The organism is Variovorax nitratireducens (assembly GCF_051216545.1).
Classification (GTDB): Bacteria; Pseudomonadota; Gammaproteobacteria; order Burkholderiales; family Burkholderiaceae_C; genus Variovorax.
The window spans coordinates 35351-59218 of the sequence record NZ_JBPJZO010000010.1 but is presented as its reverse complement, the minus strand read 5'-3'; the positions used below and the strand labels follow the sequence as shown (position 1 = coordinate 59218).

Annotated in this window: 44 protein-coding genes; 31 read left to right on the top strand and 13 right to left on the bottom strand. The window is 60.7% G+C overall.

What is annotated here, in order from left to right; all coding sequences use genetic code 11:
* From ACSFA8_RS20850 to ACSFA8_RS20790, 13 genes are all read right to left on the bottom strand, one after another.
* Complete coding sequence (locus ACSFA8_RS20850; protein ID WP_435481388.1) at positions 1-279, bottom strand: hypothetical protein; 279 nt, start codon at positions 277-279, stop codon at positions 1-3.
* Entirely contained in the window at positions 276-632 is a 357-nt protein-coding gene (locus ACSFA8_RS20845) for a hypothetical protein (protein ID WP_435481387.1), read from the bottom strand. The genes ACSFA8_RS20850 and ACSFA8_RS20845 overlap by 4 nt, the downstream gene beginning before the upstream one ends.
* Complete coding sequence (locus tag ACSFA8_RS20840; RefSeq protein ID WP_435481386.1) at positions 632-1294, bottom strand: hypothetical protein; 663 nt, start codon at positions 1292-1294, stop codon at positions 632-634. The genes ACSFA8_RS20845 and ACSFA8_RS20840 overlap by 1 nt, the downstream gene beginning before the upstream one ends.
* Positions 1291-2082 carry an ERF family protein gene (locus ACSFA8_RS20835; RefSeq protein WP_435481385.1) on the bottom strand — a complete coding sequence of 264 codons (792 nt, stop codon included), beginning with the start codon at positions 2080-2082 and terminating at the stop codon, positions 1291-1293. The genes ACSFA8_RS20840 and ACSFA8_RS20835 overlap by 4 nt, the downstream gene beginning before the upstream one ends.
* Positions 2079-2390, bottom strand: a complete 312-nt coding sequence (locus tag ACSFA8_RS20830) for a hypothetical protein (protein ID WP_435481384.1) — start codon at positions 2388-2390, stop codon at positions 2079-2081. Before ACSFA8_RS20830 ends, ACSFA8_RS20835 begins: the two co-directional genes overlap by 4 nt.
* Positions 2391-2393: 3 nt before the next feature.
* Complete coding sequence (locus tag ACSFA8_RS20825) at positions 2394-2615, bottom strand: hypothetical protein (protein WP_435481383.1); 222 nt, start codon at positions 2613-2615, stop codon at positions 2394-2396.
* The gene (locus ACSFA8_RS20820) at positions 2612-3451 is read right to left on the bottom strand and encodes a hypothetical protein (RefSeq protein ID WP_435481382.1); all 840 of its coding nucleotides are present in this window, start codon (positions 3449-3451) and stop codon (positions 2612-2614) included. The genes ACSFA8_RS20825 and ACSFA8_RS20820 overlap by 4 nt, the downstream gene beginning before the upstream one ends.
* Complete coding sequence (locus ACSFA8_RS20815) at positions 3448-3594, bottom strand: hypothetical protein (RefSeq protein ID WP_435481381.1); 147 nt, start codon at positions 3592-3594, stop codon at positions 3448-3450. Before ACSFA8_RS20815 ends, ACSFA8_RS20820 begins: the two co-directional genes overlap by 4 nt.
* Positions 3591-3818 (bottom strand): hypothetical protein, encoded by a 228-nt coding sequence (locus ACSFA8_RS20810; protein ID WP_435481380.1) that lies wholly within the window; start codon positions 3816-3818, stop codon positions 3591-3593. Before ACSFA8_RS20810 ends, ACSFA8_RS20815 begins: the two co-directional genes overlap by 4 nt.
* A 346-nt stretch (positions 3819-4164) precedes the next feature.
* Positions 4165-4380 carry a hypothetical protein gene (locus ACSFA8_RS20805; protein ID WP_435481379.1) on the bottom strand — a complete coding sequence of 72 codons (216 nt, stop codon included), beginning with the start codon at positions 4378-4380 and terminating at the stop codon, positions 4165-4167.
* Between the two features lie 162 nt (positions 4381-4542).
* Positions 4543-4893: a hypothetical protein gene (locus ACSFA8_RS20800; protein WP_435481378.1), complete on the bottom strand. Its 351-nt coding sequence runs from the start codon at positions 4891-4893 to the stop codon at positions 4543-4545.
* A gap of 7 nt (positions 4894-4900) precedes the next feature.
* Positions 4901-5152 carry a hypothetical protein gene (locus ACSFA8_RS20795; protein ID WP_435481377.1) on the bottom strand — a complete coding sequence of 84 codons (252 nt, stop codon included), beginning with the start codon at positions 5150-5152 and terminating at the stop codon, positions 4901-4903.
* Positions 5153-5154: 2 nt separating this feature from the next.
* On the bottom strand, positions 5155-5580 hold the full coding sequence (locus tag ACSFA8_RS20790) for a helix-turn-helix domain-containing protein (RefSeq protein WP_435481376.1): 426 nt from the start codon (positions 5578-5580) through the stop codon (positions 5155-5157).
* An 83-nt stretch (positions 5581-5663) separates the two neighbouring features.
* On the opposite strand from ACSFA8_RS20790, the gene ACSFA8_RS20785 reads away from it, so the two are divergent.
* The 31 genes from ACSFA8_RS20785 to ACSFA8_RS20635 all read left to right on the top strand — a co-directional run bounded on the left by ACSFA8_RS20785 (position 5664) and on the right by ACSFA8_RS20635 (position 23812).
* On the top strand, positions 5664-5870 hold the full coding sequence (locus ACSFA8_RS20785; RefSeq protein ID WP_435481375.1) for a hypothetical protein: 207 nt from the start codon (positions 5664-5666) through the stop codon (positions 5868-5870).
* 3 nt (positions 5871-5873) lie between these two features.
* Positions 5874-6062, top strand: a complete 189-nt coding sequence (locus ACSFA8_RS20780) for a hypothetical protein (protein ID WP_435481374.1) — start codon at positions 5874-5876, stop codon at positions 6060-6062.
* A gap of 94 nt (positions 6063-6156) precedes the next feature.
* Positions 6157-6510 carry a phage regulatory CII family protein gene (locus ACSFA8_RS20775; RefSeq protein WP_435481373.1) on the top strand — a complete coding sequence of 118 codons (354 nt, stop codon included), beginning with the start codon at positions 6157-6159 and terminating at the stop codon, positions 6508-6510.
* Positions 6511-6607: 97 nt separating this feature from the next.
* Positions 6608-6967 carry a GIY-YIG nuclease family protein gene (locus tag ACSFA8_RS20770; RefSeq protein ID WP_435481372.1) on the top strand — a complete coding sequence of 120 codons (360 nt, stop codon included), beginning with the start codon at positions 6608-6610 and terminating at the stop codon, positions 6965-6967.
* 1 nt (position 6968) lies between these two features.
* Positions 6969-7769 (top strand): hypothetical protein, encoded by an 801-nt coding sequence (locus ACSFA8_RS20765; protein WP_435481371.1) that lies wholly within the window; start codon positions 6969-6971, stop codon positions 7767-7769.
* Positions 7762-9303 (top strand): DEAD/DEAH box helicase, encoded by a 1542-nt coding sequence (locus ACSFA8_RS20760; RefSeq protein WP_435481370.1) that lies wholly within the window; start codon positions 7762-7764, stop codon positions 9301-9303. Before ACSFA8_RS20765 ends, ACSFA8_RS20760 begins: the two co-directional genes overlap by 8 nt.
* The gene (locus tag ACSFA8_RS20755; RefSeq protein ID WP_435481369.1) at positions 9300-10178 is read left to right on the top strand and encodes a toprim domain-containing protein; all 879 of its coding nucleotides are present in this window, start codon (positions 9300-9302) and stop codon (positions 10176-10178) included. The genes ACSFA8_RS20760 and ACSFA8_RS20755 overlap by 4 nt, the downstream gene beginning before the upstream one ends.
* A gap of 251 nt (positions 10179-10429) precedes the next feature.
* Positions 10430-10657 carry a helix-turn-helix domain-containing protein gene (locus ACSFA8_RS20750; RefSeq protein ID WP_435481368.1) on the top strand — a complete coding sequence of 76 codons (228 nt, stop codon included), beginning with the start codon at positions 10430-10432 and terminating at the stop codon, positions 10655-10657.
* 280 nt (positions 10658-10937) lie between these two features.
* On the top strand, positions 10938-11330 hold the full coding sequence (locus ACSFA8_RS20745; RefSeq protein WP_435481367.1) for a recombination protein NinB: 393 nt from the start codon (positions 10938-10940) through the stop codon (positions 11328-11330).
* 280 nt (positions 11331-11610) lie between these two features.
* Positions 11611-11961 carry a hypothetical protein gene (locus tag ACSFA8_RS20740; protein ID WP_435481366.1) on the top strand — a complete coding sequence of 117 codons (351 nt, stop codon included), beginning with the start codon at positions 11611-11613 and terminating at the stop codon, positions 11959-11961.
* The gene (locus ACSFA8_RS20735; RefSeq protein WP_435481365.1) at positions 11958-12113 is read left to right on the top strand and encodes a hypothetical protein; all 156 of its coding nucleotides are present in this window, start codon (positions 11958-11960) and stop codon (positions 12111-12113) included. Before ACSFA8_RS20740 ends, ACSFA8_RS20735 begins: the two co-directional genes overlap by 4 nt.
* Entirely contained in the window at positions 12107-12373 is a 267-nt protein-coding gene (locus tag ACSFA8_RS20730) for a hypothetical protein (RefSeq protein ID WP_435481364.1), read from the top strand. The genes ACSFA8_RS20735 and ACSFA8_RS20730 overlap by 7 nt, the downstream gene beginning before the upstream one ends.
* On the top strand, positions 12370-12576 hold the full coding sequence (locus ACSFA8_RS20725; protein ID WP_435481363.1) for a hypothetical protein: 207 nt from the start codon (positions 12370-12372) through the stop codon (positions 12574-12576). Before ACSFA8_RS20730 ends, ACSFA8_RS20725 begins: the two co-directional genes overlap by 4 nt.
* Complete coding sequence (locus tag ACSFA8_RS20720) at positions 12573-12776, top strand: hypothetical protein (protein WP_435481362.1); 204 nt, start codon at positions 12573-12575, stop codon at positions 12774-12776. The genes ACSFA8_RS20725 and ACSFA8_RS20720 overlap by 4 nt, the downstream gene beginning before the upstream one ends.
* A complete protein-coding gene (locus tag ACSFA8_RS20715; RefSeq protein WP_435481361.1) occupies positions 12773-13309 on the top strand; it encodes a hypothetical protein in 537 nt (178 codons plus the stop codon). Before ACSFA8_RS20720 ends, ACSFA8_RS20715 begins: the two co-directional genes overlap by 4 nt.
* Positions 13310-13371: 62 nt before the next feature.
* The gene (locus ACSFA8_RS20710) at positions 13372-14349 is read left to right on the top strand and encodes a P63C domain-containing protein (protein WP_435481360.1); all 978 of its coding nucleotides are present in this window, start codon (positions 13372-13374) and stop codon (positions 14347-14349) included.
* Positions 14350-14632: 283 nt separating this feature from the next.
* The gene (locus ACSFA8_RS20705) at positions 14633-14998 is read left to right on the top strand and encodes an HNH endonuclease (RefSeq protein ID WP_435481359.1); all 366 of its coding nucleotides are present in this window, start codon (positions 14633-14635) and stop codon (positions 14996-14998) included.
* A 26-nt stretch (positions 14999-15024) separates the two neighbouring features.
* Positions 15025-15201, top strand: a complete 177-nt coding sequence (locus ACSFA8_RS20700) for a hypothetical protein (RefSeq protein WP_435481358.1) — start codon at positions 15025-15027, stop codon at positions 15199-15201.
* A 215-nt stretch (positions 15202-15416) separates the two neighbouring features.
* Positions 15417-15647 carry a hypothetical protein gene (locus tag ACSFA8_RS20695; protein WP_435481357.1) on the top strand — a complete coding sequence of 77 codons (231 nt, stop codon included), beginning with the start codon at positions 15417-15419 and terminating at the stop codon, positions 15645-15647.
* Positions 15648-17327, top strand: coding sequence for a terminase large subunit (locus tag ACSFA8_RS20690; RefSeq protein WP_435481356.1), 1680 nt, complete (start codon positions 15648-15650; stop codon positions 17325-17327).
* Positions 17324-18571 (top strand): phage portal protein, encoded by a 1248-nt coding sequence (locus ACSFA8_RS20685; protein WP_435481355.1) that lies wholly within the window; start codon positions 17324-17326, stop codon positions 18569-18571. Before ACSFA8_RS20690 ends, ACSFA8_RS20685 begins: the two co-directional genes overlap by 4 nt.
* Positions 18543-19199, top strand: a complete 657-nt coding sequence (locus ACSFA8_RS20680) for an HK97 family phage prohead protease (protein WP_435481354.1) — start codon at positions 18543-18545, stop codon at positions 19197-19199. Before ACSFA8_RS20685 ends, ACSFA8_RS20680 begins: the two co-directional genes overlap by 29 nt.
* 65 nt (positions 19200-19264) lie before the next feature.
* Positions 19265-20410 (top strand): phage major capsid protein, encoded by a 1146-nt coding sequence (locus ACSFA8_RS20675; RefSeq protein WP_435481353.1) that lies wholly within the window; start codon positions 19265-19267, stop codon positions 20408-20410.
* 48 nt (positions 20411-20458) lie between these two features.
* Positions 20459-20725: a hypothetical protein gene (locus tag ACSFA8_RS20670; protein ID WP_435481352.1), complete on the top strand. Its 267-nt coding sequence runs from the start codon at positions 20459-20461 to the stop codon at positions 20723-20725.
* 23 nt (positions 20726-20748) lie between these two features.
* Positions 20749-21192 carry a hypothetical protein gene (locus ACSFA8_RS20665; RefSeq protein WP_435481351.1) on the top strand — a complete coding sequence of 148 codons (444 nt, stop codon included), beginning with the start codon at positions 20749-20751 and terminating at the stop codon, positions 21190-21192.
* Positions 21173-21727: a class I SAM-dependent methyltransferase gene (locus tag ACSFA8_RS20660; protein WP_435481350.1), complete on the top strand. Its 555-nt coding sequence runs from the start codon at positions 21173-21175 to the stop codon at positions 21725-21727. Before ACSFA8_RS20665 ends, ACSFA8_RS20660 begins: the two co-directional genes overlap by 20 nt.
* Positions 21721-22404: a glycosyltransferase family A protein gene (locus ACSFA8_RS20655; protein ID WP_435481349.1), complete on the top strand. Its 684-nt coding sequence runs from the start codon at positions 21721-21723 to the stop codon at positions 22402-22404. The genes ACSFA8_RS20660 and ACSFA8_RS20655 overlap by 7 nt, the downstream gene beginning before the upstream one ends.
* A complete protein-coding gene (locus tag ACSFA8_RS20650; protein ID WP_435481348.1) occupies positions 22401-22733 on the top strand; it encodes a head-tail connector protein in 333 nt (110 codons plus the stop codon). Before ACSFA8_RS20655 ends, ACSFA8_RS20650 begins: the two co-directional genes overlap by 4 nt.
* Positions 22733-23062, top strand: coding sequence for a phage head closure protein (locus ACSFA8_RS20645; RefSeq protein WP_435481347.1), 330 nt, complete (start codon positions 22733-22735; stop codon positions 23060-23062). The genes ACSFA8_RS20650 and ACSFA8_RS20645 overlap by 1 nt, the downstream gene beginning before the upstream one ends.
* Positions 23055-23459 carry an HK97-gp10 family putative phage morphogenesis protein gene (locus ACSFA8_RS20640; protein WP_435481346.1) on the top strand — a complete coding sequence of 135 codons (405 nt, stop codon included), beginning with the start codon at positions 23055-23057 and terminating at the stop codon, positions 23457-23459. The genes ACSFA8_RS20645 and ACSFA8_RS20640 overlap by 8 nt, the downstream gene beginning before the upstream one ends.
* A complete protein-coding gene (locus ACSFA8_RS20635) occupies positions 23456-23812 on the top strand; it encodes a DUF3168 domain-containing protein (protein WP_435481345.1) in 357 nt (118 codons plus the stop codon). Before ACSFA8_RS20640 ends, ACSFA8_RS20635 begins: the two co-directional genes overlap by 4 nt.
* Positions 23813-23868 lie beyond the last annotated feature (56 nt).

Below are 23868 nucleotides of genomic sequence, written 5' to 3'. Positions count from 1 at the left end.
TCAATCTCCTTGCGCGGGAGGGTAAGCGCGCATGCATGCATCCCAGCCTGATGCCCAGCCCAAGTTGTAGGGCGTGTCATCAGATGAAGGCGTGGAGAAGTCCACCCATTCCGCAATCGCATCCAGCACGATCTCGCGCAACTCGCTTTGCGTCACCAACATCGCTTCCGGCCAGTCTTCAGGGCTGTTGCGATCAGGCAGTTCTGCGACGTTTTTGCAGATGCTGTCGGCAACATCGGACGATGTCAGGATGTTCGCCTCCTTGGTGGGTGCGGTCATTTCGGCTCCTGAGAGATAGCTGCGATAGCCTTGTCGAAGCGCCCGATCATGTTGAGCACGCGAGGAACGTGAAACTTGACCAGTGCGTCGTCGTCATCGTCGTTCCAACTTGCAGCGGCCACAGGCAACTCGCAGCGGGCCTCGACCAGCAGCGGAAGCAGTTCTTTCCTCGCCTCTGCTCGGCCAGCGGCGAATGCAGCCGCCTGAATCTCGCGGACAGCCTCGGGCGTGTAGCAGTCGGTGTCGTCAAGTTCTGGCTTGTTGACTGAGTAGCGGCCGAGCATCCCATCCCATCGAAGCCTGAACGAAGGCTCGGGCAACGCGGGCATGCCGCTTGGGAGAGTGTTGATCATTACGCGGGCTCCGTTTCGAGCATGACGTGCGTGCGATCGAACTCCGCGATCACTTGGGCGAAGTACTCGCGCGCATGCATGACCTTCTGGAACATGGCGGCTTCTTTGGCTTCGTCGCGCTGCACCGTCCAGGTGGTGAGCCGCATGTGCTCCGGGATGTGCTCGACCATGTGCATTGCCAGCGGCTCAAAGCCGACGAGCCTCTCGGGGGTGTCTACAAGGCAGTAGTTCACCTCCCATTCGTCGGCGTCCCACAGGGCCATGTAGCCGCGCATCTGCCACTCGTAGAGCTTGTCCTCACAGTCCACGGTCGCGATGGGGAAGGTGGCAACCGACCACGACGACTTCACGTCATGGCCCCGGAGGGCGGCAGGGTCGAACAGGTCGCACTCGCCCGTGATGAAGTCGTTCGATCGGCGCTCGACGTTCTTAACCAGCGCCAGGCCGCGCACGCGGTTCAGCAGATCGATGGAGTCCTGCTCGACCAGAATGCCTTTCTCCATTTGCTTGCTGGAAACCTCGAAGTCCACTCCGAAGATTTCCTGCGCGGCCAGTTCGCGGATGTAGGTCTTGGCGCCCACGGACAGCGGGCCTTCCTTCTGCGTCTTGGGCTCGGTCATCAGCTTGCCGATGGATGAACAGCGGAATTTGATGTCCTTCATGCTGCCTGCTCCAGTTGAGCGGCGCGGTCTTTCACCTGTTTCGCGAACAGGGCATAGCCGTCTCGGTCTTTGACAGCCTGGAACGCGGCCGTGCCATCCCGACGAACCTCTTGCAGCTCCTTGGCGGTCTGCGCTGCGGCCGTTTTCTTGGCCCAAACATCCCGACGCTCCGGCACAAAGTCACCCCCGCCACCGCCGTCATCGTCGCCATCGGATGCGGCCATGCCGAGAATCGCGAGCAACGTGTAGCGCTCAAGATAGCTGTTCGTGCTCGCGCGTGCCTGAATCTTGTTGCGGCCCGGGCCGGCATCTGGTTCGCCACCCATCGAGATCGATTCACTATGCCCGCCAACGTGGCGCAGCGTGCAAGTCACCTCCATCCATTGGGGTTCGTCCTTCGTGATCTTCCACGACGCGCTCAGGCCATGCATCGACAGCGCCGGGGTGACGGCGCCGACCACATCAAACAGGTTCGCGTGCTTCTTGCCCTTGAGCGGGCCATCGGCGATCAGCGTTCCCTTGACGATGCGGACAGCTTCGGCCTTGAATGCCGCAAAGGCTTGGTTGAAGTCTTTCTCTTTCTGCTTGTCATCGAAACGCTCTTGCAGATCCATCATCTTTTCCAACATGGCCAGATCGCCGCCGCCTTGCAGGAAGGCAATGGCATTTCCCATCGGGCCGGCCGGTGCTGGCGCCAGTTCGCGCGAGCCTTGCAATGCCGGGGTGTTGTGCACGACAGGCGAAGCGTCCAGCATGTCGATGGTCATTTCTTCGGTAGCGGTGTTCATAGATCCTCGTGCTTTTCAATAAGTGCAAGTTCTTCGATGTGCTCGATTTGCTCTCTGGTCAGGATTCCGTAGATATCCACGTCGCGGACGTAGGCGGCAACGAGGGTGATCGTTTCGTCGCAGCCCGGGTAGGGCGCATCGCCGTAGTGCACGGCCGGTTCTTCGGGCTGGTAGTCCAAATGGCAGACGATCGTTTCGTCGCAATCGGTGTCCCATCCAAAGACGTAAACGCCCGTTGGAGCGCGCGGTGCGCTGAGTGGCATCGGCCTCGCGGACTCCCGGTAGAAGCGGTTGTTAGTGGGGTCCATTGCTCAAACTCCAAAGTAGTGCCGAACGGCGGTGACGATTGCCGGCGCGTTGTAGGCCAGCAGAATGAAGGCAAGAGACAAGACCAGAGGCCAGCCGAACCGCGCATGAGGGCCGGGCTGCTCGTCTTGGTGCAGCACCTGGCGCAGAGATACGCGGTCGCTGTCCGACTTGGACAAGCCCATGTAGTCGCTGTCCGGCGACAGATCGAGGCGGGTTGCTCTCACGGCGCCACCTCGCACATCTGGCGAACGAGGTTCTGCGCGCTGACTTGCAGCCACTCCGTAGTGGGCTTTAGCGCGTCCCCGGCAGCGGCCCCGGCAGCGTCCCCGGCAGCGGCCCCGGCAGCGGCCCTGGCAGCGGCCCCGGCAGCGTCCCAGGCAGCGTCCCAGGCAGCGTCCCAGGCAGCGGCCCTGGCAGCGTCCCAGGCAGCGGCCCTGGCAGCGGCCCTGGCAGCGGCCCCGGCAGCGTCCCAGGCAGCGGCCCCGGCAGCGTCCCAGGCAGCGTCCCAGGCAGCGGCCCTGGCAGCGGCCCTGGCAGCGGCCCCGGCAGCGTCCCAGGCAGCGTCCCAGGCAGCGTCCCAGGCAGCGGCCCTGGCAGCGGCCGCATCCTTGTTTGCCAATCGGACTTTCACGCCCGCAGCGGTTGCGCCGGCCATGTCCACGATGGCATCCAGTTCGCGCAGCTCCTTGGCTCGCTCATGCAGCGCAGGAACCATGTCCAACCACTTCGGCGTGTGCACGCGAATCAGCCAGTCCAGCGCCATGTACGAGCGCTTTTCTTCGACCTCGGGCGTCGAGCGCGTGCCGACAATCAGCGGGATCAGCGGCTTGAGCAGTCGGTCGCGATCTTCATCGCTCGGCAGCGAGTCGTTCCACGAGACGCAGAACGAGGTGATGACCGGGCAAGCGCATTCAGGATGGTCACTCCACGGCTCGCCAGCCACATAGGCAACGGCCTCCATGACACATGCATTAAGCGCGGCATTCTTCTTGTGCTTGCCGTTCTTGAGGCTCTTTGCCTCGATGGCTGCGAGACGTTCTGGGATGATGGTTGCGCTCATTGTTTTTCCTTGGTGTTGTCCGTCATGCGGAGGTTGTCGTAGTAGTAATCCCGGTCATCGTGAGCGAGTCCAAAGCCACTGACCACCAGCACCACAGCAAGAGCGATCAACCAGCGGAACGGGAGGTGGAAGAGGTTTGTCATGACAGATCCTTCGGTGCCGTGAAGCTGTCCCGGTAGATCTCAGCCTTCCGGTCGCGATCCACTGCATCCCGATCCAGTTGGCCGTTCGCCTTCATCAGCGAGTAGGTGCGGTCACGGGCCATCAACTCGGCTTCGCTCGGCATCAGCGCTTCGGCTTGATCGGCGTAGAGGAACGGCGCGTTCCGGTCGATGGAAGCCTGATGCCGCACGATGCGACGGCGCATGGCCTCGAGCCTGCGAGGAAAGTTCGCGAGGCGCTGGGCTTGGGCGGGGGGCGCTGGGCTTGGGCGGGGGGCGCTGGGCTTGGGCGGGGGGCGCTGGGCTTGGGCGGGGGGCGCTTCTCATGCGATCCTCCGAATCAATGCGATGTACGAGAGGAAAGCGCGGAACTGCAGAAGCTCGGCTTCGTAGGCAGCGAGTGCCTTGTCATGGGCGCTCATGCGGCACCTCGCTCGCGCAGCTGCGTCAGATCGGAAGCCATACACAGTCGGCGCATGCCATGCCGGCAGTGGAGGCGCCAGGAGCAAAAGAACCCCGGTGCGCGCTGGATGGGCGCTTTCTTCGCGGTTCTCACGACAGGCTCCAGTCTTCCGAAGGAGCAGCACGCAACTGAACGACCTTCTCGCCACGCGAGTGAGGCACTTCGTTCTGCGCTCCAACCGTCGCCATCAGCCAGTCGCTGGCCGTGGCTTCCTTGACTTCAACTGCAGCTTCGAAGGCTTCGCGCTCGGCTTGTGCTTCGTGCGGTGCCTGTGAGGGCTGGCGGGTCGTGCGGTTCAGATTCATCTCTTGACTCCTGCCGGGTGTTTGTTCGGCTTGGGTCAATTATCCATGAACGGATAGCTACGTCAACCATAAATGGATAGGGCAACACAAAATATTTGTAGTGAAAACCCTTAGCCCATAAAAAAGCCCGCTCGAGGCGGGCCAGGTTGACCGAAGGTGTTGTTAGAACTTGGCTGCTGGCGGTGGTGCAGCTTTCTCGCAACTTCCTCTGTACGGGAGCACTACCTGGCCTTCGTAGAGGCTTGAGACGTTGATCTCACCGGTGTTCCGATCGATGGCGGTGATCTTGGTGAACGCGCCGATCTGTTGGCTGCTCGAATACCGGTCATTGGACATAGTGAGGGGGCGCGCCACGCCGTTGACGCGCATATAGTTCGCAACGGGGTCGACAACGATCCAAGTCTCTGACTGTGTGCCGTCCTTGAGAAACGTAAGGGTGCATTTCAGGTTGACCTGCTGTGCGAGTACTTGGCCGGTGCACAACATGGTGAGTGCAAGTAGTAGCGTTCTCATATGTCCTCTAGCGAGTTTCAAGTTGATCACGCGCGTGCACTATGCCAGCGAGTTGATCGGCAAGGAAGGAGACCATTCCCCGGGAATGCGTGGGGTTTCGGTAGCACCATCCGGCCACGTTGGTGATGTAGCGCGCTTTCTTCAGTGTGCACACAAACGAGATTCCAGTGATCTCGCCTTCCTGCGCAAGTGCCAACAAAGTCGCAAGAGCCTCTACCGTATCGTGGCTGATCGTGTCCGGGATGAGCTTGTATTCCATGGCTACTTACTCTCCCGCTTCTTTCCCGCGGCAGGCTTGCCCGGGTGGAAGGGCGGCAGCGTGCCGAACCCCGAATCGCTGGCCGTGCTCGTGGCGACCTCTTTGGCGATGCTCTCCCGGAGCCGCGTGTAAAGCTCCGCTTCTTTCGCTGAGATCGACTGGAGTATCTGCGGGTTGGTCGAATCGAGGTTTGGCACCATCAGTTGCCACGGCTGCAACTCGAAGGCCCGGGCCAGCATGCCCAGCGTGTCGAGCGTGGCGGCAGTCTCGCCGTTGATGATCCGGGAAATGGTGGCAACCCCGATCCCCGAGCGAACGCTCAACTTCGGATTGCTGTCCAGGTTTGGGCGCTTTTCCATCAGACGACGGAGGTTGTCCCCGACGATGGCTCGAAGCGCCGTGTCTGCGACTTTTTCGGGTTTGTCCATGCATGGATATTCTCCTAAGGGTAAATCCGTAGACGGATAAAAAATCCTCACAGTGCTATCCGTTTATGGATTATGATCCGCAAATGGATAAGCAAACTACTGCCATTGAGGCCCTCCGCTCGAAGCTTCAGGAGCTTCCTCGAAAGGAAGTTCTTGCCATCGCCGACGCCGCGAAGGTCGCGCGCTCGACTGTCGAGAAGTTCCGGCTCAATCACATCACCGAGCCCAAGGCCAGCAAGGTCGAACGACTGCGCAAGGCGCTCGCTGCTTCTGAAGCCAAGGCGACCTGATTCGTGTTCGCCAATCACTTGATCGAACCCGCGTTGCTGATCGTGATCGGCATCTGCGGAGCAGTTCTCAGTTGGATCTTCGACGACGTGACGCTCACCTTCATCTTCGCCTTTGCTGCTGTCGCTGGTGTCTACGAGTACCGCGCCACCGTGCTGCATCAGCAGGATTTGAAGAAGTTCGAGCGCCAGTGAGTGGATGTTTTTCATGCGTCCACTCTATTTTTTTGCCTGATTTTCCTTAAGGAAAGTACCGCACCAAATGAATCCGGTAGCCGCCAATAGCCAAATGACGCTGGACTTTCGTCCCGGTCTGGCAGAGCGATATGACACCGCGCTTGAGTGCGTGAAGTCCTGCATCTACAGCAACGAGAAGCCGCTGAAGACCATCGCCGCAAACATGGACATCAGCCCGTCCGACCTCTCGCGCAAGTTGTCGGGCAACCCCGATGACCCGCGCCGATTCTCAATCAGCGATCTCGAAAGCTACGTCCAGATCACGGGCGACACGACGCCCATCCTGTACCTGGCGCAGAAATTCTGCGTGGGCAATGACGAGAAGCAGCGCGCCGCGCTGAGCGCCTTGGCGAACCTAGCGCCGCAACTGCAAGCCCTATTGAAAGCGGCGGGGGTAGCAGGTTGAAAACCATCGTCATGTGGCTCGCCATGCGCGGCCTTCTCAATCAACGCTGGTTCCGCGTGTGCGGCGGCTGGCTCGTTCGTAGGTCTGGAGCATGGAAATGAGTTACGACAACGCGCCCGCGGCAACGCACTTCAACTATGTCGTTTTCTTCCCGCAGACAAACCGCGTGAAGGTTGGCGTCACCGGCAACCCGCGCAAACGCGTCGGGTACTACAAGCAAGAAGCCACGCGGCACGCCCTTGGCTACGTGACCATGTCGGTCGGCCGAGCGCAACCCAAGCACTTCGCCCGCATCGTCGAAACGGAAATCTGCCGCTACCTAAAGCCTTACGCCATCCCAAAGCACCGCGAGTGGTTCGAAATGGATGCAGAGGGTTTCGAGGACATGAAGGCCATGACGAAGCGCTTCCAAGACGGCGTACGCGCCGCATTCGCGACGAGGGCCGCACATGCTTGACTTGAAACTGATCCGCATCGACGGGGGAACTCAATCGCGCGTCTCTCTCAATCAAGAGACTGTCGCCGAGTACGCCGAAGCCTACAAAGCAGGCGCACAGTTCCCCGCGGTGACAGTCTTCTTTGATGGCACCGACCGTTGGCTGGCCGATGGCTTCCATCGCTTCTTCGCCGCGAAGGCTGCGGGGAAGAAGACCATTCTCGAATCGATCATCCCAGGGACGCTGCGTGACGCCGTGCTGTTCAGCCTCACGGCAAACGGCACGCACGGCCTCAAGGCCAGCAACGCGGACAAGCGGAAGGCGGTTGAAACGCTGCTCAATGACTGCGAGTGGGCCGGCTGGAGCGACCGGAAGATCGCCGAACATTGCGGCGTCAGTCACCCATTCGTGGCAGCCATCCGCAATCCTGTCGTGGCTGAAAAGCAAAAGGCGAACCGCGACACCAGCATCGCCAAAAAGGTTGCCAAGGTGGAATCGGATTCCACTCCGGTCGCCGCAGCGAGCGCGCCCAAGCCCGCGCCGAAGGTGAAGCAGGAACCCGAAGACGCAGAGTATTTCGGCCCGTCGCAGGAGGAAATCGACGCGGCGCTTGAGGACGCAAACCAAGACATCGAGACGCTTCACAAGTTGCTGGAGTCTGACGACAAGCTCGCCGCGCTGAAGGCTGAGAACGATCAGCTTCGCGCCGAGTTGGCGGTAGTGAAGATTTCGCGCGACGGCTACATGAACCGCTCGAACGAGTTGATCACGCGGATCAAGACGCTCAAGCGGAAGCTTGAAAAGGCCGAAGCGAATGTCTGATCTCTTCGCGCCGAACTACGGCAACGCTCGTTTTCCTGATCCGCGCCTGTTTCAGACCGCCGCGCACGAAGCGTTGCGGCAGGGTTTGCGCGAAGGTCACAAGAACCAGATCCTGATGAGCCCGACCGGCTCCGGGAAAACCTATCTCGGGTTGCGGATCGCGCATGAAGCCCTGGCCAAGGGCAAACGCGCGCTGTTCGTTTGCGACCGTCGCACGCTGATCGACCAGACCAGCGCCACGGCCGACCGCTACGGCCTGAGTGCGCACGGGATCATCCAGGCCGACCACTGGCGCACCGACTACAGCAAGCCGTTCCAGATCGCCAGCGCGCAGACCCTGGCTCGCCGTCAGTGGCCCGAAGCTGACGTGATCATCGTTGACGAAGCGCACACGAAGCACGACGCATGGACGGAGCACGTTGCGACTTGCAAGGCTGCGGTCATCGGCTTGTCCGCTACGCCGTTCTCGACCGGATTGGGAAAAATCTTCTCGCGCCTTGTCAATGCAACAACCATGAACGAGTTGACGCAAGCCGGCGTGCTGGTTCCCATGCGTGTCTTTTCGTGCACCCGCCCGAACATGGAGGGCGCGAAGGTCAAGAGCAGCGGCGAATGGGCCGACAGCGCGGCGGAAGAACGCGGCATGGAGATCATCGGCGACGTGGTGGCCGAATGGATCAAGTACGGCGAAGGTCGCAAGACGATCGTCTTCGGCGCCACCATTGCCCACTGCGAAGAACTCTGCCGCCAGTTCGTGAATGCTGGAATCATGGCGTCGGTGTTCACGTCCGACACCAAGGAGGCCGAGCGCCTCGACTTGCTGAAGGAATACCGGAAGCCCGATTCGACCCTGCGCGTGCTGATCAGCGTGGAAGCTCTGGCGAAGGGCTTCGACGTTCCGGACGTGGGTTGTGTGGTCGATTGCCGGCCGCTGCGCAAATCCTTGTCCACCGCAATCCAGATGTGGGGCCGCGGCCTTCGGGCATCGCCTGAGACGGGCAAGAAGGATTGCATCCTGCTCGACCACTCAGGCAACATCCTACGGTTCGCCGAGGACTACACCACGATTTTCTTCGACGGCCTGGACGTGCTGGACATGGGCGAGACGCTCGACAAGGCGGTGCGCAAGGAGCCGGAAGAGGGCGAGCGCAAGGGGTGCCCTGCATGTGGGTATCAGCCGTTCGCCAAGCGCTGCATGTCCTGTGGTTTCGAGATCGTCAACACGTCATTGGTCGAACAGATTCCCGGCCACATGCGCGAGGTGACCATCGGCAAGGCGCGCGCCGCGGACAACCACGAACACCTCTGGCAGCAAGCCTGTTCCTATGCCCGCTCGCACGGAAACCCGGCGACGATGCAGGGCAGGGCGGCGCACATCTTCAACGACATCGTGGGGCAATTCCCTCCGCGGGGCTGGCACATCGACAACACGCCAGGCGCTGAGATCAGCCGGCCGGTGTTGAACAAGATCAAGGCCAAGACGATTGCATGGGTCAAGGCCAAGCAAGCGGCTGATCGGGCGGTTCCAGCATGACCGACTTCATCACGTTTGCACGGGCGCACGGTGTCGAGATCGACCCTTCGAGGCTCTATGCGAGCGACAAGATCAAGCGCTGCCCGACGACCGACAAGCCGCGCAGCACGAACGGCGCGTACTTCTGGGATGGTGGCCGCGGATGGGTCTTCAATTGGTCGGCAGAGGCGCGGGTGCAATGGTTTGAAGATCCGAGCGCCAAGGCATGGACGGAAGAAGAAAAACGCGCATGGGCAATGAAGCGCCGTGCCTCTGCCGCTGAAGCCGACCGCAAGCATGAGAACGCCGCATTGCATGCCGCGATGTTGTTGCGCTCCACGGTTCCAGGCTCGCACGACTACTTGATTCGCAAAGGGTTGTCCCACATCGATGGGCTGGTTCTGCCACAGGGCGAGTTGCTGGTGCCGATGCGCAACCTCGCGACGAACGAATTGCAGGGCGCCCAGATCATCCGTTGGATCGAATCGGAAATGAAGTGGGAAAAGAAGATGGTTCCCGGCATGAGGGCCAAGGGCGCAGTGCTTCGCCTTGGCGCCAGAACGGCCGCAGAGACGATTTTCTGCGAAGGGTATGCCACTGGCCTATCCATCGAGCTTGCGGTGCGCCAGATGCGCCTGAACGCGGCTGTGCTCGTTTGCTTCAGCGACTCGAACATGGTGCACGTCGCCAGCCTGCTCACCAAGGGTAGGCGCCTCGTATTCGCCGACAACGACACGTCCGGCGCTGGTGAACGCGCAGCGCGCGAAACCGGCCTTCCCTATTGCATGAGCGCCAAAGAAGGCGAAGACGCCAACGATGTGCACAAGCGCGGCGGATTGCTGCCGGTGTGTGGACTGTTGATGGAAGCGCGCCGTCAGGAGTTCGCTGTGCCATAGCGACGAACTGCTTTCTCACTGCGCTGGTTGGATCAGGTTAACAACAGCGGCGCAGGGTGAGTCCCCTACTGTTGGATAGGTGCTGAAACAGGGGAAAGGGTGGCGAAGTTAGCGCCCTTGCATCGAACGGCTGACGGGTCATGAAACACGGCGACGGTTCATGTGAAGGCTCACCCAGGAAGGGCTGAGTCTGTCCGACTCGGGTTCATGAATAGGGACTTACAGCCTTCATACAGATAACAGAGGACGCAATGCAAAAGACGATCGACAACGAAATCAAAGCCGCGGCGGTTGCCCGCTACCAGTCCGGCGAAGCGGCTCGCAACATCGCAAAGGATTGCGGCGTTGCTCTGAGCACGGTCTACGACTGGATCGGCGGCGTGGAGCGCAGGCAGCCGGCACGCCGCAAGGCTATCCCCCTGGTGCTGCGTGCGGTGTGGCATGTCCCTAACAGCGTTTTCGATCTGGCGGCACGATGAATGACGACCGCACAACATCTGGCGTGGCTCTTGAAGCTGCTGGAGCCGCCGTACACGAACGGGTGGAAGCTGCATTGCTGGAGGCGGGCGAAGGAATTGGAGCCGGAGCATCCGGGCCTCTCCGCAGCGCTCGCGGCAGCTATGACAAGCACGGAATCGAACGGGAAGCCCGACGCGCCGCCAAGGACGGATTGACGCGCCGCGATGCCTGTCCGCACCCCTACGGATCGCCGGCTGGCATCCATTGGACTGCGGTGTTTCTGTTGGCTGGTGGGTCGCTATGAGTAAAGCCATCTTCCGCCTGGTGCACCAGGAAGCCCGACGCCGTGCGATGGCATGCGTGGCCGAAGCGCCAGACGGCCACACAGTCACTGTGGCCGAGCCAACCCGCAACGCCGACCAGAACGCCAAGTTCCACAGCATGTGTGGCGAACTGGCGAAGTCTGGCCTGCCGTGGGCCGGGAAGCCCCGAACGCTCGACCAATGGAAGGTGCTGCTCGTGTCTGGCCATGCTCAGGCCACGAAAGAGGGCTCAGACATGGTGCCGGGCATCGAGGGGGAGTTTGTCAACCTGCGTGAATCGACTGCTCTGATGTCGATTCGCCGCAGCTCGAGCCTCATCGAGTACACGCTGGCATTCATGGCGATGCACGGCGTTGTGGAGGCAGCATGAGACGCGCCGCAAAGATCGACGCCAGCCAGACGCAGATCGTTTCGGCGCTACGTGCGGCCGGCGCTTCGGTGCAGAGCTTGGGGGCTGTAGGTGGTGGGTGCCCTGACCTCCTTGTAGGACATGCCGGCAGGACGGTACTCATGGAAGTCAAGGAGCCGCACGTCAGGGGAAGGCTTCGGCCGTCTCAGATCGATTGGCATATGGCTTGGGTGCCATATGGAGGCCCGCTGTTCGTGGTGGAGACGCCAGAGCAGGCGCTGAGAGCTTTGGGGGTTGTTGCATGACGATCGTCTCCTACCCGAAGCGAGTCGCCATCCGAAGCAAGGCATTGCTAGAAGCCTGCCGGCAGATTCCGTGCCAGCACACCGGAGTCAGTGACGGCACAGTCTGCGCCGCTCATTCGAATTGGGCAGAGCACGGCAAGGGCAAAAGCCTCAAAGCGGATGACAACCGAGTTGCGGCATTGAGCTACGCCGCGCACGCAATGCTCGATCAAGGCAGCCGGCTCGCTCGCGACGAGCGCCGCTCTATGTGGTGGGCAGCGCATGTTTCCACCGTCCGCGAGCTCGTGAAGCGCGGCCTGTGGCCTTCCAACGTACCGATTCCAGACATCAGGAGTTTTGACGCATGAACAACGAAAAGACCATCCACGACATCCTCAAGCCGATCGCCGGCCTGATCCTCATCCTTCCATCTGCAGCTGCCCTGTTGGCGCTGGTGTTCGTTTGGTATGGGGCAGTTCGTCGTCGAGCAGTAGCTCCGACTGAAAGGCACGCATGCTGACCTTCCTGTCCATCGCCCTTGTCCTCTGCATCTTGGCGCGCATCCGAATGAACGCAGCGCCTCGGATCCTCGTGCGCATGAACGCCGACCCGTTCCTTGCCGGCCTGGTTGACCTCCTGCCGCCTCAGGACGACATGGCGTGGTGCCCGAGCTACTGGAACCTGTGGACGTTCAAGCAGTGGGAGACGTGGCTTCTGTGGGAAGCGACGTTCGACGGGCGGCTGACGCCGGATGTGGTGGAAGCAAAGGAAATCGCATGACGCTCGAAGAAATGGAAGTTCAAGCCCAGCGGGCGCTCGACGGTATGAAGGTGAACCTGGAAGTAATGGCCCGCAACCAGATAGTCCTCATCGCTCTGGTTCGCAACGCAAAAGTCGCTCTTGCGAAGGCGAAGCAGATGCCAGGAGCGGCGGGAAGCCCGATTGACGAGATGCTCAGGAAGTTTACAGGTGGCGCGTTATGAAACCAGAGCAGCGCTACCGCCTGGTCGAACTCCTGCCCCTGATGCGGCAGCACGCCCGCTGCAAGCCCACGCAGAACGGCTACTTCGCCGCGATGCACCAGTGCGACGAACTGCGCGACTTCCTCGACTGCGACCCATCCGACAAGACGCCGGAACAGTGGCTGCTCATTGCTGAAGAAGCGACAAAGGAGACGGCATGAAGATCGCCGACCGCTACGCATCCGCCATCCGTTCGAGTTGCCTCACGGTCGATGAGCGGACAACCTTCAGCGATACCGATGTGCTGGGAGCTATGGGGTTGGCTTCCCGAACGCTGGATCAGGAGGGCCATCCTCTGGCCGTCGCGCTCGAGCGCCTGTTCGCAGGGGACAACGGCGCTTCCATGATCATCGTCCAGGTGTTGAGTGACATGGCTTGGCGCCGAGCCCGCACAACGAAAGTCAGGCTCAACCGCATGGGAGCATCAGACATGGCGAAAGCCTGCCTTGCATGGCACAGAGACGGCGTGTGCAAAGCCTGCGGTGGTCATGGAACGTTGGTGATCCCCGGATCCACGACGCTCGGCCCTCACGATTGCAAACCCTGCAGAGGCGATGGAAAGGTGCCTTTCGAGCGTCAATTCAATCTAGAGCAGCGGGAATTGGCTGGCTGGCTTGTGGCGCAAATGGAGCGTGAGCAGAGCAGGGCGGGCCCCGCCGCGATGAAGGCATTGGCGCCAAGGCTCGATCTCTGACCCTTGCAACGTGAATGTGCTTGCATTATGATCAAGCAAGCAGAGATGCTTGAAAGGTAAATATGCAAGCGAAGACCAAGCCGAAGGCCGCGGGAGGTATTGCAAGAGCGCTCGCTCTTTCACCTGAAGAGCGCAGCGCAATCGCCCGCAAGGGGGCCTACAAGAAGGCTGGGGTTCCGTCTGCGACGCATGCCGGCGAGGTTCGCTTTGGCGATGTCGTCTTGCCCTGCTATGTACTTGAGGATGGGCGGCGCGTGCTCACTACGCGCGGGATGATGGCTGCGCTTGGCCGCACATGGCGAGGTCGAAAGTACTCTGGGACCGAATTGCCCGTTTTCCTAGAGGCAAAGAACCTTTTCCCTTTAATAATCAACAACTTAGATCCGGTACTAAGGCAGGTCGATTTCGTGACCGACAAGGGCAGTAAAGCGGAGGGCTTCGAAGCGGCGTTGCTCCCTATGGTGTGCGAGGTGCATCTGGAGGCGCGGCAGGCCGGACTGCTGGCCGCATCGCAGCTGCCCGTCGCCCAGCGCTGCGAAATGCTCGTCCGATCGCTCGCCAAGGTCGGCATCACCGCCTTGATCGACGAGGCGACCGGCTACCAAGAGGTTCGCGACCGTGACGCCCTGCAGGCATTGCTCGACAAATATCTACTGCAGGAGCATGCAGCCTGGGCCAAGCGCTTCCCCGACGAGTTCTATAGGCAGATGTTCCGCTTGAAGAACTGGGACTTCCCGACGCCGGGAGGCGCCCGACCTGGCGTTGTCGGCAAGTACACCCTAGACATCGTCTACGAGCGGCTTGCCCCAGGGCTGGTGGATGAGCTGAAGGAGCGCAACCCCAAGTCCGAAGCCGGGTATCGCAAGACAAAGCATCACCAGTGGCTCACCGACGATGTCGGCCATCCGGCCCTCACGAACCACATCCACGCTGTCATGGGTCTTATGCGAGCGAGTAAGACATGGGAGATGTTCAAGAGCCTGCTCGATTCCGCCTTCCCGAAGAAGGGGACGCAGTTCCGGCTCGCGATAGACGAATAGACGACTTCGCATGCACTGGATGCATTCCCCTTGCGGCGACATTGACATCATGATACGATTCGCGCGCCGTACAAATACCGAGTGTTTCGGTAAAAATAATAGCGGGCCGCCTTTGATGGCGTAGCCACCTCCACAGATTTATGAGCCGCCCTTCGAAAGACTGGCGGCTTTTTCGCGTTCGCCGGGCGGCCACACTCCTGACAGGCTGATTGCCACCAGGGCCGCACCCGGCAACACATCGCTTAGCGCAACGCCAGCGCACTCCGGCCCCTGCCTCAAGGCAATGGCGGGTGAGGTGTACAGGCAGACGGCCACCCACAAGGGAAGTCCTATGGCCCTCACTACGCTGAAGCCAAGGCTCGGCACAGCAACCACAAGCAGGGTGCGCACCATGGACACCAAAGCAGGCGCAACAGAAATGGAGCGCGGGCGTGCATGGATGGCCAAGAGGCAGCGAGTAGCCCTCGCCCATGGCTACAAGTGCGCTACCTGCAAGCGCCTATGGGTGCCAACCCGAGACCAGATAGACCACCGCATCCCAAGGGAGCAGGGCGGCAGCAACAACGAGAGCAACCTGCAGGCCTTGTGCAACGAGTGTCACAAGGCGAAGACGGATGCTGAAGCAGTCCAACGGGCGAGAGGTTACTGATGGCGCATAAGAACGTAGGTGTCCAGATGCTCGAGGCGCTTGGCATGTCGGCAACCCGTTGCATGTCGCTCAACCTGGAGATCCACCCTCACCATGTGGTCGCTACTGCCACCTATATGTCCGATCCGGCTGGGATAGGCGAACTCATCAAGGTCATCCGAATCCTCAAGGCGGCCGAGATCGACGCTCCTGCGCAGTCCTGAAGCGCCCTGACCCGATCGAGGGGGAGGGGGTGGGGACGAAGTCGGCAGGGCCGATCGCCGGGAAACCGCTCGGTTCCGCACGCAGACAATAAATCTCCCTCTGGGGCTATTCAAATGGCAATCAAATGGCTGGCGTAGCAGGCAAGAGCGGCGGTAGGCGTCCTGGCGCCGGTCGGAAGCCGGCAGAGCCTGTTTTCATTGCGCCGGAAGTCGCTATGGCAGTCGATGGCGAGCCGCTTGACCCGCGTCCGACCCTGGAGTTGGTCGCGCTCGGCCATATGGAAGTGAGCGCGCAACAGTTCAAGGCGCTGACCGCACTTCTTCCCTACGTTCACACCAAGAAGGGCGACGGCGGGAAAAAGGACGCGCAAGGCGATGCAGCGAAGAAGGCTGGCGCTGGAAAATTTGCTGCTGCGGCCCCTCCGCTGAAGTTGGTTGGCCGATAAATGCCGGAATGGTCTACCGCCTGCCCTGATTGGGCGGATCGGCTGCGCGCGGGTGGTTCGATCATCCCGCCGCCGATCTTCCCGGAGGAGGCGGAGCGCGGTCTTGCGGTAATGCGCGAGTTGAAGATTGTCGATGCGCCTGGTAGCCCGACCATCGGCGAGGCGTGCGCGCCCTGGGTGTTCGACCTGGCTCGGTCCATCTTCGGCGCATACGACGTGGATTCTGGCCGGCGACTCATCACTGAGTGGTTCGTCCTGATCCCAAAGAAGAATTCGAAGTCGACGGTAGCCGCGGCGATCATGCTGACGGCGCTGATTCGGAACTGGCGGCAGTCGGCGGAGTTCATTTCGTTGGCGCCCACGGTGGAAATCGCGAACAACAGCTACGCGCCAGCGCGTGACATGTGCCTCAAGGACGAGGATTTGGACGCGATGATGCATGTTCAGACGCACGTCAAGACCATCACGCACCGGGAAAGCGGCGCAAATCTGAAGATCGTCGCGGCCGACAACAACACGGTCGGCGGCAAGAAGGCGGTCGGAATCCTGATTGATGAGGCTTGGCTGTTCGGCAAGGTGGCGAACGCCGAAAACATGCTGCGCGAGGCGACTGGTGGCCTGGCTTCACGCCCTGAGGGGTTCATCATCTGGCTTACAACGCAGTCAGACGACCCTCCTGCAGGGGTGTTTCGGCAGAAGTTGCAGTACGCACGCGATGTGAGGGACGGCAAGGTTCTCGATCCGCGGTTCGTTCCAATCCTCTACGAGTTTCCTCAGGAAATGATCGAGGCGAAGGAGCATCTGAAGCCCGAGAACTTCCCGATGGTGAACCCGAACATGGGCTATTCCGTCGATCGCGAGTTCCTGGAGCGCGAGTTCCACAAAGCCGAGAACGATGGCGAAGAGTCGATGCGCGGCTTTCTGAGTAAGCACGCCAACGTCGAAATCGGGCTTGCCCTGCGCTCTGATCGCTGGGCCGGCGCGGACTACTGGGAGCGTCAAGCGCGGCCTGCGGGAATGACTCTGAAGCAGTTGCTCGAGCGCTCCGAAGTGGTGGACATCGGGATTGACGGCGGCGGTCTGGACGACTTGCTCGGCCTGGCGGTGCTGGGCCGCGACAAGGTAACGCGCGACTGGTTGCTCTGGACTCATGCATGGGCGCATCCCTCTGTTTTGGAGCGCCGCAAGAGCGAGGCGGCTAGGTTCTACGACTTCGCCAAAGACCGCGACCTAACGCTGTCCAAGGTGATCGGCGACGACATCACAGAGGTGACGGAAATCGTCGCCCAGGTGCAGGAATCCGGGTTGCTAGACATGGTTGGCGTCGACCCTGCCGGCATCGGCGGCATCCTTGACGCGCTCATGGAAGCGGAGATCCCGCAGGAAAAAGTAATCGGCATCTCGCAGGGATGGAAGCTCGGCGGTGCCATCAAAACAACCGAGCGCCGGCTGGCCGAAGGTGGATTGATCCACGGCGGCCAGCGTCTCATGAACTGGTGCGTGGGCAACGCGAAGGTTGAGCCCCGCGGCAATTCGATTCTCATCACGAAGCAAGCATCGGGCACGGCAAAGATCGATCCGCTGATGGCTACTTTCAACGCTGTGTCATTGATGGCCCTGAATCCTGAATCGAAGGGCAATTTCGATGACTTCATTCGCAACCCCTTGATCCTCCGATGAACCCTTTCTACGCTCTCGGCAACTGGGTGATGGGGGGGTTGCGCCGTGTTTTCGGCCTGCAATTCGCCTCGCCCGGGAGCTACGCGCAAGAAGCCGCTGCGGAGGTGACGTGGGATTCGGCAATGCAGTTGTCGGGCGTCTGGGCCTGCGTGAAACTGCTTGCAGAGACGGTCGCGAGCCTGCCTCTGACGCTCTACAAAACGACCGAAAACGGCCGAAAAGTTGCTGAATCGCACGCACTTTCTATCATTTTTTCCGGGAAACCGAACCGATATCAGACGAAAGTCGAATTCTTCGAGACGGTAATGCTCAACCTGGTGATGCACGGCAATGCGTATTGCCGAATCACTCGAGCGGGAGACCGGATAACAAGCCTCCTGCCTCTGATGTCGGCACAGATGGAAGTCACGCTCCTGCAGGGCGGGGCTGTCGTCTATCAGTACACGAACGGGGCGGATGTCTCGGTGTACGCGGCGGAAAGCATCTGGCATCTGAAGTTGATGGGCAACGGGATCATCGGGATGTCGCCGCTGGCCTACCAGCGCAACACGCTGGGCATTGCGCAGGCTGCCGAAGGCGCGGTGACGAAGATCTACCGAAACGGCGCGAAGCCTTCCGGTGTTCTGACCGTCGACCGCATCCTCACGCCGAACCAGCGCGCAGAAATCAAGAGCAACTTCAGCACGTTGAGTGAAGGCACTGACGACCGGATGCTCACACTGGAAGCCGGGATGAAGTTTCAGGCAGTCAGTTTGACGCCGCAAGACATCGAGCTCCTAGCTTCGCGCAAGTGGCAACTCGCCGAGATCTGCCGTTGGTATGGCGTCCCTTCGGTAATGGTCAACGACAACAGCGGCTCGACGGTCTGGGGATCCGGTATCAGCGAGATCGTCGCCGGCTTCTACAAGGTCACGCTGCGCCCGATCTGCGAAAAGATCGAGGCTAGCATTCTGTGCAACCTGCTCACGCCGGCCGAGCGTCTGCGCTATTCCGCGGAGTTTGACTTCGACGCTCTGCTTCGCGCTGACCAGAAGTCGCGCTATGAGTCCTATCGCATCGGTATTGCTGGCGGGTTCCTGACCCCCGACGAGGCCCGCGAAAGTGAGAGCCGCGCATCCATGCCTGGCGGCGGGAAGTTGTACATCCAAGGCGCAATGGTGCCTATCGAATTGGCAGGGACGAAGCAACCGGCGCCCGCGCCGCAAGGGAATAACGATGGAATTCAAGACCCTCAAACTGACTGACGCACAGATCAAGTTTGCGTCGGACAAACCGACCTTCACTGGTTATGCGTCGGTCTTTGGTGGCGTAGACGACTATGGAGACACCATGCGGCCGGGCGCGTTTACCAAGGCAATCTCGGCGAACGGTGGTGAGGTCAAGATGTATTTCAACCATCTGCACCAGCGCCGAGAACTGCCGATCGGAAAGATGTTTCTTGAGCAGGATGACCACGGGTTGCTGGTCAAACACGCAGAGTTCACGCCCGGGCTGAAGATGGCCGAAGACGTGCTCGCCGCAGTGCGTCACGGCACCATCGACGGGCTTTCTATCGGCTACGGCCTTCGTCCGACCGGCTACAAGAAAAGCGCCACAGGGCGCGAGATCCACGAGATTGAGTACCTGAAAGAGGTTTCGATCGTGGACTACCCGGCCGACGAATCGGCCCGAATCATCGATGTGAAGTGCGCTCTTGACGAATGCGCTTCCCTCAAGGAAATCGAAACCCTACTGCGTGAGGCTGGCGGGTTCTCGAGGGCTGATGCAACGTCCCTGGTGGGGCGCATCAAGACCCTGGCGCGTGGTGATCACGACGCCGAAGTGAAGGCTGCCATGGAGGTGCGCGACTTGTTCGCGAGCTTCCGCACGTAGCCACCGCCAACCCTCCGCAATCCAGCCGCCCTTGAGGCGGCTTTTTCATTTCCGAAAGGCAAATCATGTCCGATGAAGTCAAGTCGATGGTCGAATCCGGCCTCAAGAGCGTGGGCGAGAAACTCGACCAGGCAATCACCAAATTCGAAGGCCAGCTCGCCGAAAAGGGCAAGGTCGATACCGAAGTGAAGAGCGAGGTCAAAGAACTGTCCGAACAGTTCAAGAGCCTCGCCGCTTCGGTGACCGACCTGTCGCAAAAGCAGGAAGCTGGCATCAAGCACGAAGACGAAAAGCTCTCTGCCGGCGCCGAGTTCATCAAGAGCGAAGGCTTCAAGCAGTTCCAGACCGGCCAGCGCGAAAAGGTTCGCATGGAAGTGAAGAACACGGTCACCGCCATTTCGGGCACGACCACGTTCCCGCAGCAAAATCAGGCCCTGATCCTGCCGCCGTTCAAGCCGCTCTCGATTCGCGATCTGCTCCCGTCCGTGCCGGTCTCGACCAACATGGTGAACAGCCTGCGCGAACTGTCGTGGACTAACGATGCGGCGGAAGTCTCGCAAGGGGCTGCCAAGCCGGAATCAGACCTGACCTTCGAAGCCTACAACGTGCCGATCACCACGGTGGCGCACTGGATCAAGGTGTCGAAGCAGTTGATGGAAGATGCACCGGCCGTCATGGCTCGCATCGACGGTCGCCTGCGTGACGGCCTTGCCCAGCGCATCGACCTGCAACTGCTGAACGGCAACGGCACTTCGCCGAACATCTCGGGCATCACCGACTCGGGCAACTTCACCGCCTACACGAGCACTTCGACCGACAACCTGGTCGACGCGATCAACAAGGCGAAGTACCTGCTCTGGGCCAACGGCTACACGCCGGATGCCGTGATCGTGAACCCGGCCGACTGGGGCGCTCTAGAGCGCACCAAGTTGACTGATGGTGCGTACATGTACGGCGCCCCGGGCGTTGCTGCCGGCATGAACCCGTTCGGCCTGCGCATCGTGCTCTCGACCAACATGGCCGCGGGCTACTTCGCGGTCGGCGCGTTCAACCGCTCGACCACGGTCTACAACCGCACTGGCGCGGTGGTGGAAATGGGCTATGTCGGCTCCGACTTCACGAACAACCTGGTGACGATCCGCGCGGAAGAGCGCCTCGGCCTGGGCGTGGAACTCCCTGGCGGCATCATGTACGGTCAGTTCGACGCGTAATGGAACGGCGGGGCTTCGGCCCCGTCTTTTCGCGCACGAAAGGTTGAAATGAAAGTTTCCATCCTCTCCAAAGTTCTGCTGCATGACCAATTGGGTCGTCTGAAGCAGGGCGACACCGCAGAACTCCCCGACAAACTCGCTGAGCAGTGGCGCGCCAAAGGCTGGGTCGAACCCTACGACACGAAAGTGATCCGTGAGCGCCCCTCCGTGCCCGCTGGCGACAAGCAGTCTGCATCGCAAGCGGGCCAAGCCTCACCCGAGCAGACGCCGAAGCCGTCAAAGCGTGGCGGCAGGCCGAAGAAGGCCGGGGCGTAGTCGTCGCCAACACCTCCTTTCGCATGGCGCCATGGGCTGATGCCCTGTTCGCGATGGATGTTGACTGGTGGCGCACCTATATCGAAGAAGTGAAGCGGGACTTTCGAGGCCATCGGTTCAGCAGCAACAAGCTTCCTGAAGAGTTTCAGGTGAAGCACCTGATGCCCGCTCATTTCAAGGCGCACCACAACTCGGGTTGCGGGGCGATCGCATTGGCAGTCCAAGGTGGCGCAGACCGGGTTTTGATGCTTGGCTACGACTGCCAGAAGACAGACGGGAAGGCCCACTGGCACGCGGACTATGCCAAGTTGGGCAATGCCGGATCGATCGACAAATGGCCGGCGCGTTTTCAGTCTCTCGCGAACGATTGCGAGGGCGTAGAGATCATCAATTGCAGCCGCGAGACCGCCCTAGAGGTGTTCCCGTGCATGAGTTTGGAAGAAGCGCTTGAACAAGTTGCCGCCTGACACAGTGCGAGGTCGGATCCGTGGATGGATCGAGCGCCACGCCGAAAAACTCGGCGATGACGTGCTCGAGACCGGCAGCCGGATCCACCGGCCCGGGATCTGGTGGCTCGTCAATCGAGATCTTGCACGCGGAAAGTGGATGGGCGTTGACATGCAGGCCGGCGAAGGCGTCGACCAGGTTGCCGACATTCACGAACTTCCGAAGGAATGGGAAGGCCGGTTCTCTGGCGTGCTGTGCAGTGAGGTTCTGGAGCACGTCAAGCGGCCATGGATCGCGCTGCCGGAACTAAAGCGAGTACTTCGCCCTGGTGGCTGGCTGGTTGTAACAACGCTTACCAGTTTCCCGATCCACGGCTTCCCGGATGACTACTTCCGCTACACGCCGAACGGCCTGAAGTCTCTGCTCGAGGATGCAGGGTTCAAAAACGTGGAGACTGTCAACGAGGGGTCCATCAGGATCCGCCTGAACAACCACGGACAGGAATGGTCTCAGCGCGATCTTCCGCTGCACGTCTTCGGAATCGCGCAGTGTTGACCCTGCTAACGGCGACGGGCTGCCGGCCAAAAGCCTGGGCGCTGTGCGAGCTTTGGATGGCCGCACAGGATTACGACCGCGCCGTGCGCTGGGTGATCGTGGATGACGGCGAGGAGGCGCAGCCGATCAGCTTCGCGCGTGCCGGCTGGTCCTTGGAGGTTGCCCGACCGGCGCCTCGGTGGAAGCCCGGCATGAACAGCCAGGCGCGAAACCTCGCCGCTGGGCTGGCGCGGATTGAGAGAGATGCATACGTGGTCGCAATCGAGGATGACGACCACTACAGCCCGGGGTATCTGTCGGCCGTCCATGGGTGGCTTGACCGTAGCGAGCTCGTCGGAGAAAGCCACGCGCGCTACTACAACGTCGCCCAAAGGAAGGGGCGGCAACTGATCAACAGCAGGCACGCAAGCCTGTGCAGTACGGCGATGCGCGGCGCGGCGCTGGAGCAGTTCCGCAAGGAATGCAAACCGGGCGTCTCGTTCATCGACTTGAACCTATGGCGAAACTTCCACGGTACGCGCGGGCTGTACGAGACGAAGCATGTTGTCGGCATCAAAGGGTTGCCAGGGCGCGGCGGCATCGGCATCGGACACAGCAAGGAATTCAACGGAACACATGACCCAGATGGCGCGATGCTGCGCGGATGGGTTGGCAAGGACGCGGAACTCTATCTATGAGCACGATCACACTCGCACAGGTCAAGGAGGCGCTGCGCGTCACCGACACCAACAGCGACGCGCTTCTGACTCGTCTGCTCGCATCGGCGATTCAGGAATGCTTGCGCTTCACCAATCGAACCGAACTGCCGACCCTGCCGCTGGACTACCCGGATGAGAGCAGCAGCGAGGACATCGAATCGAGTGAAGACCCGGTTGCTGCGGATGCGTGCCAAGGCGTCATGGTCATGATTCATGCCGACTTCGACGCGAGTCCGGCTGATCGCCCAAGGTTTCGGGCCGCTGCAGAAGATCTTTGGCAACCCTATCGTCGGCTGATGGGGGTCTGATGTTCGCCCAGCAGATCAACAACAAGGTCAGCATTCAGCAGGCTGGGCTTGTGCAGGATGCGCTTGGACAGATGATCCCGGGCTGGCCCGAACTTGCTGCTGTGTGGGCTGATATTCGCTACTTGTCGGGTCTTGAGGCTGTTCGCGCTGATGCTCCGGTGAGCGTCGCCAAGGTGAGTATCCGAATCCGAAAGCGCACTGATGTGACCGCTGGAATGCGTGTCGTGGATGCTGACGGCGCGGTCTACAACATTCAGACCGTCTTGCCGAACAAGCAGAACCGGCAGTACGTCGACCTCGCGTGCGAGCAAGGGGCGAATCTTGGCTAACTTTGTCGAAGGCAAGTTGACTGGCGACTTTGAAGGAGCACTTTCGAAGTTCGAGAAAGTGATTCAAGAGAAGGTTCTGTTCTCTGGCGCCGCGGCGATGGGTCGAGTGATCTATGACGAGGTGAAGCTGAACGCCTCACCTCCGCGCCTGGGCCGCAAGACCGGCAACCTGTTCGAAGCGATCTACTGGGCCTACTCGCCAGAGAAATCGACCGACTCGCAGAAGACCTACCGTATCAGTTGGAACAAGACCAAGGCGCCGCACGGGCACTTACTCGAGTTCGGCACTTCCAAGATGCCAGCACATCCCTTCCTGCGGCCGGCATTCAGCCGCGTCGGCGAGGCCATCAAGGTAGGGCGTGAACGCATGGCCCAGCGCCTGGCGAATGAAACATGAGCCTCGAGTCCGATCTTTTCAACACGCTAAAAACGCTTGTGAGCAACCGCGTTTATCCAGACGTGGCGCCGCTCGGCGTGGTGAAGCCATACATGACATACCAGCAGGTTGGAGGCGATGCCCCGACCTTCTTGGAGGCGGCGGTCCCGAGCAAGCGCAATGGGCGTATGCAGATCAATGTCTGGTCGACCACCCGCGGAGAAGCAAATTCTCTGGCGCTGCAGGTCGAAGCGGCTCTCGTCGCGGCAACTGTGTTTCAAGCCAAGCCCCTGGTCGCGTTCGTTTCTGACAAGGAAGACGAGACCAACCTGTTCGGTACTCGTCAAGATTTTTCCATCTGGTCTAACCGCTAGACCTTCTTTCCCCTCCCGCCCTTTCCGGGCACATCAACCAAGCCGCCTTTGAGCGG